The organism is Enterobacter sp. 22452 (genome assembly GCF_052045065.1).
In the GTDB taxonomy this organism is placed as follows: domain Bacteria; phylum Pseudomonadota; class Gammaproteobacteria; order Enterobacterales; family Enterobacteriaceae; genus Enterobacter; species Enterobacter mori.
On record NZ_JBQEOB010000003.1, the window covers coordinates 274,681 to 290,640 of the forward strand.

Here is a 15,960-nt window from a genome sequence, read left to right on the forward strand (position 1 = left end):
TCAGGAGATAAACATGAATCCGCTTTATCAAAAACACATCATTTCCATAAACGACCTCAGCCGCGAAGAGCTGGAACTGGTTCTGGAAACCGCGGCAAAACTGAAGGCCAATCCGCAACCGGAGCTGCTGAAGCACAAGGTGATTGCGAGCTGCTTCTTCGAAGCCTCGACCCGCACGCGCCTCTCCTTTGAAACCTCCATGCACCGCCTGGGCGCGAGCGTGGTGGGCTTCTCAGACAGCAGCAACACGTCGCTGGGTAAAAAAGGCGAGACCCTGGCGGATACCATTTCAGTCATCAGCACCTACGTCGACGCGATTGTGATGCGCCACCCACAGGAGGGTGCGGCGCGTCTGGCAACCGAATTTTCTGGCGGCATTCCGGTACTGAACGCCGGTGACGGTGCCAACCAGCACCCGACGCAGACCCTGCTGGATCTGTTCACCATTCAGGAGACGCAGGGCACGCTTGAGAACCTGAACATCGCCATGGTCGGCGACCTGAAATATGGCCGCACCGTCCACTCCCTGACCCAGGCGCTGGCGAAATTTAACGGCAACCGCTTCTTCTTCATCGCGCCTGACGCGCTGGCGATGCCGCAGTACATTCTCGACATGCTGGACGAGAAAGGCATTCAGTGGAGCCTGCACGCCAGCATAGAAGAAGTGATGGGCAACGTGGATATTCTCTACATGACCCGCGTGCAGAAAGAGCGTCTGGATCCGTCCGAATACGCCAATGTGAAGGCGCAGTTCGTGCTGCGCGCCAGCGACCTCGAGGGCGCACGCGACAATATGAAGGTGCTGCATCCGCTGCCGCGCATCGATGAGATCACAACAGACGTGGATAAAACGCCGCACGCCTGGTACTTCCAGCAGGCCGGAAACGGCATCTTCGCCCGCCAGGCGTTACTGGCACTGGTTCTGAATCGCGAATTGGCACTGTAAGGGGAAACGACAATGACACACGATAACAAACTCCAGGTTGAAGCCATCAAGCGTGGCACCGTGATTGACCACATCCCTGCGCAGGTGGGCTTTAAGCTGCTGACGCTGTTCAAACTGACCGAAACCGACCAGCGCATCACCATCGGCCTGAACCTGCCGTCAGGCGAGATGGGCCGCAAGGACCTGATCAAAATCGAGAACACCTTCCTGACCGACGAGCAGGTCAACCAGCTGTCGCTGTACGCGCCGGAGGCCACCGTTAACCGCATCGACGATTACGACGTGGTGGGCAAATCCCGCCCGAGCCTGCCGGATCGTATTGAGAGCGTGCTGGTCTGCCCGAACAGCAACTGCATCAGCCACGCTGAGCCGGTTTCCTCCAGCTTTGCAGTGAAAAAGCGCGCCAATGACATCGCGCTCAAATGCAAATACTGCGAAAAAGAGTTTTCTCATTATGTGGTGCTGGCCAACTAATTGAGGTTGGTAAAGGATCCCGGCCTCCCTATAATGGCCGGGACTCTTAAATCAGCTGTTATTCTGGAGAAATCATGACCAAAGTACTCGCGACGGAAAATGCACCAGCGGCTATCGGCCCATACGTTCAGGGCGTTGATCTGGGCAGCATGATCATCACTTCGGGTCAGATCCCGGTGAACCCAAAAACCGGTGAAGTACCGGCAGACGTAGCGGCTCAGGCGCGTCAGTCGCTGGAAAACGTGCAGGCGATCGTTGAATCTGCCGGTCTGAAAGTGGGCGATATCGTGAAAACCACCGTTTTCGTGAAAGATCTGAACGACTTCGCGACCGTTAACGCCACCTACGAAGCCTTCTTCACCGAGCACAACGCCACCTTCCCGGCGCGCTCCTGCGTGGAAGTGGCCCGTCTGCCAAAAGACGTGAAAATTGAAATTGAAGCGATTGCCGTACGTCGTTAATTTATTTCAATAAATAATGGGCGGCTTCGGCCGTCCATTTTTTTGGCTATTTTTCCTCTCACCACAGCATGACGTTCCCCACCCGCCATTAATAACATCGGGCTGCATATTTATTATTAATGGACTAACAATGAAACTTTCAAAAATAGCGCTGGCGGTGGCGACGATGACCGTTGCGTCCTCCGCTTTGGCGCACGGTTATATTGAATCTCCTGCCAGCCGCGCTTATATGTGTAAGCTCGGTGAAAATATTGAATGCGGTTCCGTACAGTATGAACCGCAGAGCGTGGAGAAAACCTCCGGCTTCCCGGCGGGCGCGCTACCGCCGGACGGCCAGCTCGCCAGCGCGGGGATCGCTAACTACTCCCAGCTGGATAAACAGAGTATGAATGCCTGGACGAAAACGCCGATGACCGCCGGCGCGCATGAATTCGTCTGGTACCACACCGCCCCACACAAAACCACCAACTGGCGTTACTACATCACAAAACAAAACTGGGATCCGAATAAGCCCCTGACCCGCGATCAGTTTGAATTAACCCCTTTCTGTACCGTGAATGGAAATGGCCAGGCGCCTGAGATGCGCAAAGCCATGACCTGTAATGTGCCGGCACGTACGGGCTACCAGGTGATTTATGGTGTCTGGGAAATTGCGGATACCTCAAACAGTTTCTACCAGGCCATTGACGTTGATTTTGGGAGCGGCGGCAACGTGACGCCGGATGAAAACCCGGGCGTGGTTTCCGAATGGAGCAAAACCCTGAGCGGGCAGATTGCCGGTAATAACCTGAATGCGGGCGATAAGGTCATTGCCCGCTTCTTCGACGCTCACGGTGAAGTCACGTCCATGCGCACCGACATGACGATCGCCACCGCCGCCCAGGGTGATGCCAACCAGTGGTCTTACGATCTGGCGCAGAAAATCAACACGGCGCACAGCGACGTCCGCGTCGGCGTGAAGGATGAAGCGGGTGAAATCAGCCCGGTTCACGGCGCGAACAGCGTCTTCGTGAAAGACGGCAGCACGCTGCAGTCAGTTGCGATTTCGTATGAAGAGCAGAAAGCGGACGTGAATGAAACCATTGCCGTCACCGATCTGCAGTACAGCAAAATCGAGCATGGCAACGCGACCGTGACCTTCCACGTCAACACCAAAGGTGACGTGAATGTGGAAGCACACGTGATGAACCACAGCGGTGCGGAAAAAGGCTACCTGAAGCAGGACATGAACAACGCCAACCAGGACGTGACCATGACCCTGAATGACGTGACGCCGGGCCACCACATGCTGAAATACTATGCGACCAATAAAGACGGCACGATGTTCGCCCAGGACGTGCTGAACCTGATGCTGGAAGGCGACGCGGCGGCGGACAACTCCGGTCAACATGACTTTATCTTCCCGGATAATATCGCGTCGTACAAAACTGGCACCGTGGTGCTGCAGCCGAAAGACGGTAAGACCTACCAGTGTAAGCCTTTCCCGTACAGCGGCTACTGCGTGCAGTGGAGTAAACATGCCACCCAGTTTGAGCCGGGCGTGGGTTCAGCATGGAAAGAGGCGTGGGTTCTTAAGAACTGAGACGCCTTCATGCCCGGCGGCACTGCGTTTGCCGGGCCTACACGTTACGTAGGCCCGGTAAGCGTAGCGCCACCGGGCATTTTTACTGATTACGGGTAGCCCGTAAGAGCGTCTCCAGCGGGTACACTGCCGCAATCACCACCTCGTCCTGCACCTTCGCCGCGTTATCCAGCTCGCTCTGAATCGATGCTATTTCTTTATCGTCCAGCGTGCCCTGACGTGCCACCAGATCCGTCAGCCTCAGGCCAATCGAGGCCAGCTTATCCACTTCCTGGACCACCGGCTTCATCGCCTTCAGCTGATAGCTGTTTTCGCTTAGCGCCAGCGCGTCGCTGGTGTTGCTCTGCCAGCGGTTAAAGACGTGGCGCAGCGCGTCGGCGCTTTCCGTGTCTTCCGCATCGCTCACCAGACGATCGGCCCATTTGTTCATCTGCCGCACCGTGGCGCTTTCGGCGTTCAGCGCATCCGCGAAGCGGTTGAGCGGTTCGAACTGATGATAATTTCCCGCCTGGAACTTCAGGTGCTGACGGGTGTAATACTGCGCGGGCTCTACCGCCTGCGCGAGGATCTGCAGCGGCAGGGTATCGGCATTGTTCGCCAACCGCGTGAACTGCACCTGCTGCTGGGTATGCTGCTGTAGCCCGACAGACACCGTCGACCAGCTGTCCATCGCCTGCAGGCGGGTGTACATGTTGTCGACGTCGTTGACGTCCTTCGCCGACCACAGCCGCTCTGCCACCGCAAAGGCGCGCGGCCACAGGCGGATATCCAGCACCGGTGCCACCACGTTTTCCGCCCACAGCGCGGCTTCTCCGCCGAGCAGGTTGGCCTGATTCGCCACGTCCGGCACGACAGGCGGAATGCCTTTCGGCACCTCGTCCAGACGCGTGCCGCTAATCGGGTAGCGGGTGTTGCCCACCAGGAAATAGCCGGTGAGCGTGTCGTTATCGACGGAGACCACCGGGCGCGTTTCGCCCATCCAGGTGTCGACGGTAAACGTGACCTGATTGTCGTCGCGCCACGCAATGTTTTCCACCGCGCGGCGAGATTTCCCGGCAAAATCAATAAATCCGCGCCAGCCGGACTCCCCTTTCACCAGCGTGAAGCTCCCCTCAACCGGCTTGCCCTTCAGGCGCGGCATGGTGAAGGCCCAGCTCTGGACGCTGTCGGTGTCGGCAATCACATCCACGCCGTTCAGCCCCTGCGGGACAATTTCGTTGCGGTAGTGATAGGCGGTGGACTGGGGCTGGTCGAGATAAAAGCCGGTCGACAGAATGCCCTTGTAGCCGTTCTGCGCCACCTGCCCCAGCGCATCCTGCCCCTGCCAGGACTGGATCAGAATGCTTTTCGGCAGGTCGGGATGATAGATCTCGTCCCAGCCGACCATCTGCCGGTGGTGTTTCTCGAGGATCGTCTCCAGCTTGCGGTTGAAATACGCCTGCAGCGCGTGGCTATCCGAGAGCTTGTTCTCGCGCATGAATTTTTGGATCGCCGCATTATCTTTCCACTGGCTGTCGTCCACCTCATCGCCGCCGATATGCAGATACGGATCGGGGAAGATCGCCGCCAGTTCGCTGACCATAGCGTCGGCGAAGGCGTAGGTTGCGTCTTTTGTCGGATCCAGCACCGGCTTCAGCACGCCCCAGTGTCGCTCCATCTGATACGGCCCCGGCGCGCTCATCAGCTCCGGGTAGGCCACGGCAATTGCCGAGGCGTGGCCCGGCATGTCGATCTCCGGCACCACGCGGATGCCGCGCTCGGTAGCGTAACGCACGACCTCGCGCATCTGTTCCGGGGTGTAGAACAACCCGTCGCTGGCAAGCTGGGTCAGCTTTGGATAGCGCTTCGAGCTGAAGCGCCAGCCCTGATCGTCGGTTAAATGCCAGTGCAGCACGTTGAGCTTTGCGGCGGCCATGCCGTCAATCTGGCGTTTGATATCCGGCAGCGGAATAAAGTGACGCGCCGAGTCCAGCAGCAGCCCGCGCCACGGGAAGCGTGGGGAATCCTCAATCGTCACCCACGGTAGCGAGGTGTTTTCCGCGCCGTTCTGCATCAGCTGGAGCAGGGTTTCCATGGCGCGCAGCGCGCCGAAGCGGGTGTTGGCGGAGATATTCACACCGTTGGCGTCCACCGTGAGCTTATAGCTTTCGTCGCTGTCAGGCAGCGGCTGCGGCTTGACCTTTTTCGCAATCGAGATGCGGATGGTCGGTTTGTCTGGCTTTTCGGCCTGCGGCTGCAGCGTCCAGCCGGTTTGCAGGGCGATACGCTGGCGCAGACGGTTAACGGCGTCACCCAGATCGTCGCCGCTGACGCTAACGGAAATTTTATCGTTAAGCGCCAGCGCACCCTGCGTCGTCGGGCGTTCGACCTTCGCAGGCCAGGGCATTAAAGGGAGGTCGCCTGCCGGGGCGGCAAAGGCTGAGGCGCCGAGCATCAGCCCGGCGGTTAAGAGACTGTACCGTAACATGAATGTTCCTTATCTGACGGGCCAAATAAAGGCAAAACATTCTGTTAACATGCGTTCATTTTGTCGTCAAGCGAATGCGCCGACGGAGATCACAGGTTGTTGAATTTGGGAGGAAAGCTATTGCCCGGTGGCGCTGCGCTTACCGGGCCTACGTTTCGGGAGTAGGCCGGGTAAGGCGAAGCCGCCACCCGGCAAACATAACTCACTGCCACCCATACCGGCGCGCATAGAACCCTTTCACCATCTGGGTCAGCACCATATAACCGGCGAGGATCGCTACCAGCCACGGGAAGTAGCTCAGCGGCAGCGCCTGCAGCTGCAGGTAGCTTGCCAGCGGTGAGAACGGCAGCGCGATACCGAGCGCCATCACAATCCCCGTCATTACAATCAGCGGCCACGCGGCACGGCTCTGGATGAACGGAATGCGGCGGGTGCGGATCATATGCACAATCAGCGTTTGCGACAGCAGCCCCACCACGAACCAGCCGGACTGGAACAGCGTCTGGTGTTCCGGGGTGTTGGCGTGGAACACAAACCACATCAGGCAAAAGGTCAGGATGTCGAAGATGGAGCTGATCGGGCCAAAGAACAGCATAAAGCGACCGAGATCGGACGGGTTCCAGCGCTGCGGCTTCTGGATCTGCTCGTCGTCCACGTTATCAAACGGGATCGCCACCTGAGACACGTCGTACATCAGGTTCTGGATCAGCAGGTGCAGCGGCAGCATCGGCAGGAACGGCAGAAACGCGCTTGCCACCAGTACGCTGAAGACGTTACCGAAGTTGGAGCTGGCAGTCATTTTGATGTACTTGAGCATGTTGGCGAAGGTGCGGCGGCCTTCGATCACGCCCTCCTCTAGCACCATCAGGCTCTTTTCAAGCAGGATGATATCCGCCGCCTCGCGGGCGATGTCCACCGCGCCGTCGACGGAGATACCAATGTCCGCCGCACGCAGCGCGGGCGCGTCGTTGATGCCGTCGCCCATAAAGCCCACCACGTGCCCTTCGCGACGCAGCAGCGTGACGATGCGCTCTTTGTGCATCGGGGTCAGGCGGGCAAACAGCGTGGTGCGCTGGGCAAGCTGCGCCAGCTCGTCGTCGGAGAGATGTTCAATATCGCTTCCCACCACCACGTCACCCGCGTCCAGCCCCACCTCATGGCACACTTTGGCCGCCACCAGCTCACTGTCTCCGGTGAGAATTTTGACGGTAATACCGCTCGCCTTCAGCGCCTTCAGCGCCGGTGCGGTGGTCTCTTTCGGCGGATCGAGGAATGCGATGTAACCCTCGAGGATCAAATCGGATTCGTCGATACGCTGATAGTCCCCTTCACGCGCGGGCAGGAACTTGCTGGCGACGGCTACCACGCGCAGCCCCTGACGGTTCAGGTTATCGGTGACGCGTTTGATGCGGCGCAGCATGGTGTCGTCCAGCGGCACGATCTCGCCGTTATGGCGAACCTGCGTCGACACGCTGAGGATCTCCTGCAGCGCGCCTTTGCAGATCAGCTGGTGGACGCCCTGTTGCTCGCTCACCACCACCGACATGCGACGGCGCTCGAAGTCGAACGGGATCTCATCCACCTTCTGCCAGCGGCCGGAGAGCGTGCGGGCAGACTCTTCGTCTACCCCTTCCAGCACCGCGACGTCGAGCAGGTTTTTCAGCCCGGTCTGGTAGTGGCTGTTGAGCCACGCGCTGTGCAGCACGCGCTCGCTGGTTTTACCGGCGATATCCGTGTGGTTCTCCAGCACGATTTTGTCCTGCGTCAGGGTGCCGGTTTTATCGGTGCAGAGGATGTCCATCGCGCCAAAGTTCTGGATGGCGTCGAGGTGTTTGACGATCACTTTCTGTTTAGAGAGCTTCACCGCCCCGCGCGCCAGCGTGGAGGTGACAATCATCGGCAGCATTTCCGGCGTTAAGCCGACGGCCACGGAGAGCGCAAACAGCGCCGCTTCCCACCAGTCGCCTTTGGTGTAGCCGTTAATCAGCAGCACGATCGGCGTCATCACCATCATAAAGCGGATCAGCAGCATGCTGACGCGGCCAATGCCTTTCTGGAAGGCGTTCGGCTCGCTCTCCTGCTCGCTGACGCGTCCGGCAAGCTGACCAAACCAGGTGTTGCCCCCGGTGGCGGTGACAATCGCCTGCGCGGTGCCGCTGACGACCGTGGTGCCCATAAAGCACAGGGTGTCGCACTCTAGCGGGTTCATCTGCTGCGGGTCGCGGCTGCGCGCCACCTTTTCAACGGGCAGGGATTCCCCGGTCAGCGAGGCCTGGGCGACGAACAGATCGCGCGCCTGAATGATGCGTAAATCCGCCGGGATCATGTCCCCCGCCGCCAGCTTCACCAGATCGCCCGGCACCAGTTGGTCGATAGGCAGCTCCACCCAGGCGTTTTCGCCGAGATCGTTAATCACGCGCGAGACGGTTGCCGTGTTGCTGACCATCGCCTTCAGGGCGTCCGCCGCTTTAGTGGAGCGGGCCTCCTGAATAAAGTTCAGCAGCGTGGAAATGCCCACCATCAGGGCGATCACCCCTGCGGCAAACAGATCTTCCGTTGCGTAGGAGATAATGCCCAGCACGGTCAGCAGGAGGTTGAACGGGTTGCGGTAGCAGAGCCAGAGATGCACCCACCACGGAGACGGTTTCTGCGCCGGGATCTGGTTATCGCCATGCACGGCGCGAATTTTTTCGACTTCGGACGCGTTCAGCCCTTCGGGGTGGCCGCCAAAGGCGCGCCAGACTTCGTTTTCATCCATCGCCGCCGCGTTCAGGCAGCGCTCGGTCAGAGACGCGGGGATCGCGGCGCCCGCCACGTTTTTGCCATTGGGCAGTGGGTCGCGCTGAACAAGACGGTGTGGCAGGTGGCGGCTCAGCAAGGCCTGCAGCTGCCGGGTGATATTTTTAAACATAGGCATTCCTCCGCATCCGCAGGGGCGGACGCAGCATTTCCTTCAGGCGTGGCAAAGCCGTACCTGAGAGGCACTTAATTTTTCAAGCAGGAACGTTTAAGACGCTACTGCCTCACGCCGGTGAGACAGCAACAAAGCTGGCTTACCGGAAAGAACGTTTTCTCCCGTTCAGGAGAGGTGTGGGATCGGGATCCATGTGGCCTCCGGTAAGTAAAAAGTCAGGTTTCGCCACGCAGTATAAGGATTTATCCATACCGTTCGTGGCGCATCGGACGGTATTATAACCCCACGCAAATAAACCGAACGTAAACCAGACTTTGCCCATAGCGAAATCGCGCTATAGCATTAGGCTCAATTGACCACTTTGTCGTTGTTACAGGGAATACAGCATGCAGAACCGCCTTACGATTAAAGACATCGCGCGTTTAAGCGGCGTGGGGAAATCAACCGTCTCACGCGTGCTGAACAACGAAAGCGGCGTCAGCGAACGCACCCGCGAGCGCGTTGAGGCGGTCATGAATCAGCACGGGTTTTCCCCTTCCCGCTCCGCGCGCGCCATGCGCGGGCAGAGTGACAAGGTGGTCGCCATTATTGTTTCGCGTCTGGATTCTCTGTCAGAAAACCTCGCCGTGCAGACCATGCTCCCCGCCTTCTACGAGCAGGGCTATGACCCGATCATGATGGAGAGCCAGTTCTCGGTGCAACTGGTTGAAGAGCATCTGGGTATGCTTCAGCGGCGCAATATTGATGGCGTGGTGCTGTTTGGTTTTACCGGCATCAAAGAAGAGATGCTCAAACCCTGGCAGCCCTCGCTGGTGCTGCTGGCGCGCGATGCCCACGGTTTCGCGTCCGTCTGCTATGACGATGAAGGCGCCATTATTACCCTGATGCAGCGCCTGTACGAGCAAGGCCATCGCCACATTAGCTATCTGGGCGTGCCGCACGCGGACGTCACCACCGGCAAACGCCGCCACGAAGCGTATCTGGCCTTTTGCAAAAAGCACAATCTCTCCGCCGTGGCCTCCCTGCCAGGGCTGGGCATGAAGCAGGGCTACGAGCAGGTCGCCAGCGTTCTGACGCCGCAGACCACCGCGCTGGTGTGCGCCACGGATACCCTGGCGCTGGGCGCGAGCAAATATATCCAGGAGCAGCGCATCGATAACCTGCAGGTGGCGAGCGTCGGCAGCACGCCGCTGATGAAGTTCCTTCACCCGGAGATCATCACCGTCGATCCGGGCTACGCCGAATCCGGCAGGCAGGCCGCCGCGCAGCTGATAGAGCAGATCAACGGGCGCGCGGAGCCGCGTCAGATCGTTATTCCCGCCCACCTCTCTTAACCCCCGCTCAACGGATTATTGTGATCTTCGCCTGATTTCGGGAACGTTCCCATTTTCGCCGTCACGCTGAAGGAGTAGGCTTGCGCTCAGGTCATTACCCCCCTCACCATCTGTCATGAGGTTTCATGATGAGTAAAGTCAAACAAGCAGATATCGATCGGCTGATCGTCCTGGTCGGCGGACGCGAAAACATCGCAACCGTCAGTCATTGCATTACCCGCCTGCGCTTCGTGCTGAACGACCCGGCCAAAGCCAACCCGAAGGCCATTGAAGAGTTGAAAATGGTCAAAGGCTGCTTCACCAACGCCGGTCAGTTCCAGGTCGTTATTGGTACCGAAGTGGGCGATTACTATCAGGCTCTGCTGGCGACAACCGGGCATTCTTCTGCTGATAAAGAGCAGGCGAAGAAGGCTGCGCGCCAGAATATGAAGTGGCACGAGCAGCTGATTTCCCACTTCGCGGAGATCTTCTTCCCGCTGCTGCCGGCGCTGATCAGCGGGGGCTTAATCTTAGGCTTCCGTAACGTCATCGGCGATGTGCCGATGAGCGACGGCAAAACCCTGGCGCAGATGTACCCGGCGCTGCAGAGCATCTACGACTTCCTGTGGCTGATTGGCGAAGCCATCTTCTTCTATCTCCCGGTCGGGATCTGCTGGTCCGCGGTGCGCAAAATGGGCGGCACGCCGATTCTCGGTATCGTGCTGGGCGTCACGCTGGTCTCTCCACAGTTAATGAACGCTTACTTACTTGGTCAGCAGGTGCCTGAAGTGTGGAACTTCGGCCTGTTTACCATCGCCAAAGTGGGCTATCAGGCGCAGGTCATTCCGGCATTGCTGGCCGGTCTGGCGCTGGGCTTTATTGAAACGCGCCTGAAGCGCATCGTACCGGATTACCTCTATCTGGTGGTCGTGCCGGTCTGCTCGCTGATTCTGGCGGTGTTCCTGGCGCATGCGTTTATCGGTCCGTTTGGCCGCATGATTGGCGACGGCGTGGCCTTCGCGGTGCGTCACCTGATGACCGGCAGCTTCGCGCCGATTGGTGCCGCGCTGTTTGGCTTCCTGTATGCCCCGCTGGTCATCACCGGCGTACACCAGACCACGCTGGCCATTGATATGCAGATGATCCAGAGCCTTGGCGGCACGCCGGTCTGGCCTATCATCGCGCTGTCTAACATTGCGCAGGCCTCTGCGGTGACCGGCATCATCATCGTTAGCCGTAAGCATAACGAGCGTGAGATCTCCGTTCCGGCAGCCATCTCCGCCTACCTCGGCGTCACCGAACCGGCGATGTACGGTATCAACCTGAAATACCGCTTCCCGATGCTCTGCGCGATGATCGGTTCCGGTTTGGCAGGTTTGCTCTGCGGCCTGAATGGGGTGATGGCAAACGGGATTGGCGTCGGCGGCCTGCCGGGCATCCTTTCCATCCAGCCCGCTTTCTGGCAGGTGTTTGCCCTTGCCATGGCGGTAGCGATTATCGTCCCAATGGCGCTGACTACCGTGGTGTACCAGCGTAAGTTCCGTCAGGGCACGCTGCAGATTGTTTAACGTCTTCTTTCGGGGCGCAGTTGCGCCCCTTCGCATTTGCAGGAACGCATTATGAATACTCTTCCTCACTGGTGGCAGAACGGCGTCATCTATCAGATTTACCCAAAAAGTTTCCAGGACACGACCGGCAGCGGCACCGGCGATCTGCGCGGCGTGACGCAGCGTCTGGACTACCTGAAAACCCTCGGCATTGACGCCATCTGGCTGACGCCGTTTTATATCTCCCCGCAGGTGGATAACGGCTACGACGTGGCGAATTACATCGCCATTGACCCGGCCTACGGCACCCTGGATGACTTCGACGAGCTGGTTGCCGAGGCGCACGCGCGCGGCATTCGCATCGTGCTGGATATGGTGTTTAACCACACCTCCACGCAGCACGCCTGGTTCCGCGAGTCGCTGAACAAAGCGAGCCCGTACCGCCAGTTCTACATCTGGCGCGACGGCACGCCGGAGCAGCTTCCCAACAACTGGCGCTCCAAGTTTGGCGGCAACGCCTGGCGCTGGCACGCCGAGAGCGAGCAGTACTATCTGCACCTGTTTGCGCCGGAGCAGGCGGACCTCAACTGGGAGAACCCGGAGGTGCGCGCCGAGCTGAAAAAAGTGTGCGAGTTCTGGGCCGATCGCGGCGTGGACGGCTTGCGTCTGGACGTGATTAATCTGATTTCAAAAGATCAGGATTTCCCGGACGACAACATCGGAGACGGCCGCCGCTTCTATACCGACGGGCCGCGCATCCACGAATATCTGCAGGAGATGAGCCGCGACGTCTTCACCCCGCGCAACCTGATGACGGTAGGCGAGATGTCCTCGACCTCGCTGGAAAATTGCCAGCAGTACGCGTCGCTCGACGGCAGCGAGCTGTCGATGACCTTTAACTTCCATCATCTGAAGGTGGACTACCCCGGCGGCGAAAAGTGGACGAAGGCGAAGCCGGACTTCGTGGCGCTGAAATCCCTGTTTACCCACTGGCAGCAGGGGATGCACAACAAAGCGTGGAACGCGCTGTTCTGGTGTAACCACGACCAGCCGCGCATCGTGTCGCGCTTTGGTGACGAAGGGGAACACCGCGTGGCTGCCGCGAAGATGCTCGGCATGGTGCTGCACGGCATGCAGGGTACGCCGTATATCTATCAGGGCGAAGAGCTGGGGATGACCAACCCGCACTTCAGCCGCATCACCGATTACCGCGACGTGGAGAGCCTGAACATGTTCGCGGAACTGCGGGCCAACGGCCGCGAACCGGACGAGCTCCTGGCGATTCTGGCGAGTAAGTCCCGCGATAACGGACGCACGCCGATGCAGTGGGACGCGTCGCACAATGCGGGATTTAGCGAGGGCGAGCCGTGGATTGGCGTCTGCGACAACTACGAAACCGTGAACGCCCGCGCGGCGCTCGATGACCCGGATTCGGTGTTTTACACCTACCAGTCGCTGATTAGCCTGCGTAAAACCCTGCCGGTGCTGACGTGGGGGGATTATGAGGATCTCCTGCCGGAACATCCTTCCCTGTGGTGTTACCGCCGTCAGTGGCAGGGACAGACGCTGGTGGTGGTGGCAAACCTGAGTCATACGCCTCAGGAATGGGAAACGGGCGTTCTCAGCGGTCAGCCGCAGGTGCTGATGAGTAACTACCCTACACCGCAAACGACGTCACTCCGTCCGTTTGAAGCGGTCTGGTGGCTGCAGCAGTAACGTTCCTTGTCGGGTGCCGCCCAGCACCCGGCTTATTTTACTGTTTTTGTTGAATAATTAATCAGATTTTTCTCGCACGCCTTTACAATCGCTGAAGCGCCCGCCGTTTGTACTCTCGTCTTTTTACTTTGTTCTGCATCAAATAAAACGCAAACATGTTTGATGCAAATCACTATATGTAGCACTTAAAATGCACGCCGACCCAACATCTTGTATTTATCGTCTACTATTCCAACAACAAGACGGCGCTTACGCTGGCCGGAATTGTGGATAACACGAGCTGGGAACGCGGGAAGTCTTTGGCCCGGCGGGAAATACGCCCGGTGAATACTTCTCCACCTCTGTGGATAACCTGTTTTCAAAAATGGAGTGATCATGACACCGCATGTGATGAAACGTGATGGCTGTAAAGTGCCGTTTAAATCAGAGCGCATCCAGGAAGCCATTCTGCGTGCAGCTAAAGCAGCGGGAGTCGATGACGCAGATTACTGCGCCACCGTCGCAGAAGTCGTTAGCAGCCAGATGAATGAACGCAGCCAGGTCGATATCAACGAGATCCAGACCGCGGTTGAGAACCAGCTGATGGCGGGGCCTTACAAGCAACTGGCGCGCGCCTACATTGAGTACCGTCACGATCGTGACGTTCAGCGCGAGAAGCGCGGCCGCCTGAACCAGGAGATCCGTGGCCTGGTCGAGCAGACCAACTCCGCCCTGCTCAACGAAAACGCCAATAAAGACAGTAAAGTGATCCCGACCCAGCGTGACCTGCTGGCCGGTATCGTCGCCAAACACTATGCCCGTCAGCATCTGCTGCCGCGCGACGTGGTGTCTGCGCACGAACGCGGTGAAATTCACTACCACGACCTCGACTATTCGCCGTTCTTCCCGATGTTCAACTGCATGCTGATCGACCTGAAGGGCATGCTGACCCACGGTTTTAAAATGGGTAACGCCGAGATTGAACCGCCGAAGTCGATCTCCACCGCCACCGCGGTCACCGCGCAGATTATCGCTCAGGTTGCCAGCCATATTTATGGCGGCACCACCATTAACCGCATTGATGAAGTGCTGGCCCCGTTCGTGACGGCAAGCTTCAACAAGCATCGTAAAACGGCCGAAGAGTGGCAGATCCCGGACGCTGACGGCTACGCGCACTCCCGCACCGAGAAAGAGTGCTACGACGCCTTCCAGTCGCTGGAATACGAGGTAAACACGCTGCATACCGCCAACGGCCAGACGCCGTTTGTGACCTTCGGCTTCGGTCTGGGCACCAGCTGGGAATCGCGCCTGATCCAGCAGTCCATTCTGCGTAACCGCATCTCCGGGCTCGGCAAAAACCGCAAAACCGCCGTGTTCCCGAAACTGGTGTTCGCCATCCGCGACGGCCTGAACCACAAGTTTGGCGATCCGAACTACGACATAAAACAGCTGGCGCTGGAGTGCGCGAGCAAGCGTATGTATCCGGACATTCTGAACTACGACCAGGTGGTGAAGGTCACCGGTTCGTTTAAAACGCCAATGGGCTGCCGCAGCTTCCTCGGCGTGTACGAAGATGAAAACGGCGAGCAGATCCACGACGGGCGCAACAACCTGGGCGTTATCAGCCTGAACCTGCCGCGCATCGCGCTGGAAGCGAAAGGTAACGAAGATGCCTTCTGGACGCTGCTGGACGAGCGCCTGCAGCTGGCGCGTAAAGCGCTGATGACCCGTATTGCTCGTCTGGAAGGGGTCAAGGCCCGCGTGGCACCCATCCTCTATATGGAAGGAGCCTGCGGCGTGCGCCTGAAAGCGGACGATGACGTGTCTGAGATCTTCAAAAACGGGCGCGCGTCGATTTCGCTGGGCTATATCGGTATACACGAGACCATCAACGCATTGGCGGGCGATACGCATATGTACGACAGCGCCGCGCTGCGTGAGAAAGGCATCGCCATCGTTCAGCGCCTGCGCGACGCGGTTGACCAGTGGAAAGAGGAAACCGGCTATGGGTTTAGCCTCTACAGCACGCCGAGCGAAAACCTGTGCGACCGTTTCTGCCGTCTGGACACCGCCGAGTTCGGGATTGTGGAAGGCGTGACCGACAAAGGGTATTACACCAACAGCTTCCACCTCGACGTGGAGAAAAAGGTGAACCCGTACGACAAGATCGACTTCGAAGCGGCCTATCCGCCGATCGCCAGCGGCGGCTTCATCTGCTACGGCGAGTACCCGAACATTCAGCACAACCTGAAGGCGCTGGAAGACGTGTGGGATTACAGCTACCAGCACGTACCGTATTACGGCACCAACACGCCCATCGACGAGTGCTACGAGTGCGGATTTACCGGTGAGTTTGAGTGCACCAGCAAAGGCTTTACCTGCCCGAAATGCGGCAACCACGATGCAGCCCGCGTCTCCGTCACCCGCCGTGTGTGCGGCTATCTCGGCAGCCCGGATGCGCGTCCGTTTAACGCAGGCAAGCAGGAAGAGGTGAAGCGCCGCGTGAAGCATTTGGGGAATGGGCAGATCGGTTAATCCTCTGCCGCGTTAATGCCCGGTGG

10 protein-coding genes are annotated in these 15,960 nt (G+C 58.7%); 8 read left to right on the forward strand and 2 right to left on the reverse strand.

From position 1 onward, the window contains the following. Positions 1-13: 13 nt before the first annotated feature. From pyrB to gbpA, 4 genes are all read left to right on the forward strand, one after another. Positions 14-946, forward strand: a complete 933-nt coding sequence (gene pyrB / locus ACTJJA_RS11185; protein WP_089599762.1) for an aspartate carbamoyltransferase — start codon at positions 14-16, stop codon at positions 944-946. A 12-nt stretch (positions 947-958) separates the two neighbouring features. Continuing rightward, positions 959-1,420: an aspartate carbamoyltransferase regulatory subunit gene (pyrI, locus tag ACTJJA_RS11190; protein ID WP_080328857.1), complete on the forward strand. Its 462-nt coding sequence runs from the start codon at positions 959-961 to the stop codon at positions 1,418-1,420. A 74-nt stretch (positions 1,421-1,494) separates the two neighbouring features. After that, entirely contained in the window at positions 1,495-1,881 is a 387-nt protein-coding gene (gene ridA / locus ACTJJA_RS11195; protein ID WP_014882305.1) for a 2-iminobutanoate/2-iminopropanoate deaminase, read from the forward strand. A 130-nt stretch (positions 1,882-2,011) separates the two neighbouring features. Beyond that, positions 2,012-3,463, forward strand: a complete 1,452-nt coding sequence (gene gbpA, locus ACTJJA_RS11200) for an N-acetylglucosamine-binding protein GbpA (protein ID WP_440667995.1) — start codon at positions 2,012-2,014, stop codon at positions 3,461-3,463. A gap of 82 nt (positions 3,464-3,545) precedes the next feature. Here the strand turns inward: gbpA and ACTJJA_RS11205 are convergent, their stop codons facing one another. Together ACTJJA_RS11205 and mgtA are read right to left on the reverse strand one after the other, a co-directional pair. Next, positions 3,546-5,930: a beta-N-acetylhexosaminidase gene (locus ACTJJA_RS11205; protein ID WP_440667997.1), complete on the reverse strand. Its 2,385-nt coding sequence runs from the start codon at positions 5,928-5,930 to the stop codon at positions 3,546-3,548. A 202-nt stretch (positions 5,931-6,132) separates the two neighbouring features. Beyond that, positions 6,133-8,841, reverse strand: coding sequence for a magnesium-translocating P-type ATPase (mgtA, locus tag ACTJJA_RS11210; protein ID WP_440667999.1), 2,709 nt, complete (start codon positions 8,839-8,841; stop codon positions 6,133-6,135). Between the two features lie 389 nt (positions 8,842-9,230). Here mgtA and treR point away from each other — a divergent pair, with 389 nt between their 5' ends. The 4 genes from treR to nrdD all read left to right on the forward strand — a co-directional run bounded on the left by treR (position 9,231) and on the right by nrdD (position 15,934). Further along, entirely contained in the window at positions 9,231-10,178 is a 948-nt protein-coding gene (treR, locus tag ACTJJA_RS11215; RefSeq protein WP_440668001.1) for a trehalose operon repressor TreR, read from the forward strand. A 128-nt stretch (positions 10,179-10,306) separates the two neighbouring features. Next, a complete protein-coding gene (gene treB, locus ACTJJA_RS11220; RefSeq protein WP_440668266.1) occupies positions 10,307-11,725 on the forward strand; it encodes a PTS trehalose transporter subunit IIBC in 1,419 nt (472 codons plus the stop codon). A gap of 51 nt (positions 11,726-11,776) precedes the next feature. After that, the gene (gene treC / locus ACTJJA_RS11225; RefSeq protein WP_440668002.1) at positions 11,777-13,420 is read left to right on the forward strand and encodes an alpha,alpha-phosphotrehalase; all 1,644 of its coding nucleotides are present in this window, start codon (positions 11,777-11,779) and stop codon (positions 13,418-13,420) included. Between the two features lie 375 nt (positions 13,421-13,795). Next, complete coding sequence (gene nrdD / locus ACTJJA_RS11230; protein WP_440668004.1) at positions 13,796-15,934, forward strand: anaerobic ribonucleoside-triphosphate reductase; 2,139 nt, start codon at positions 13,796-13,798, stop codon at positions 15,932-15,934. The last annotated feature ends 26 nt before the right edge of the window (positions 15,935-15,960 follow it).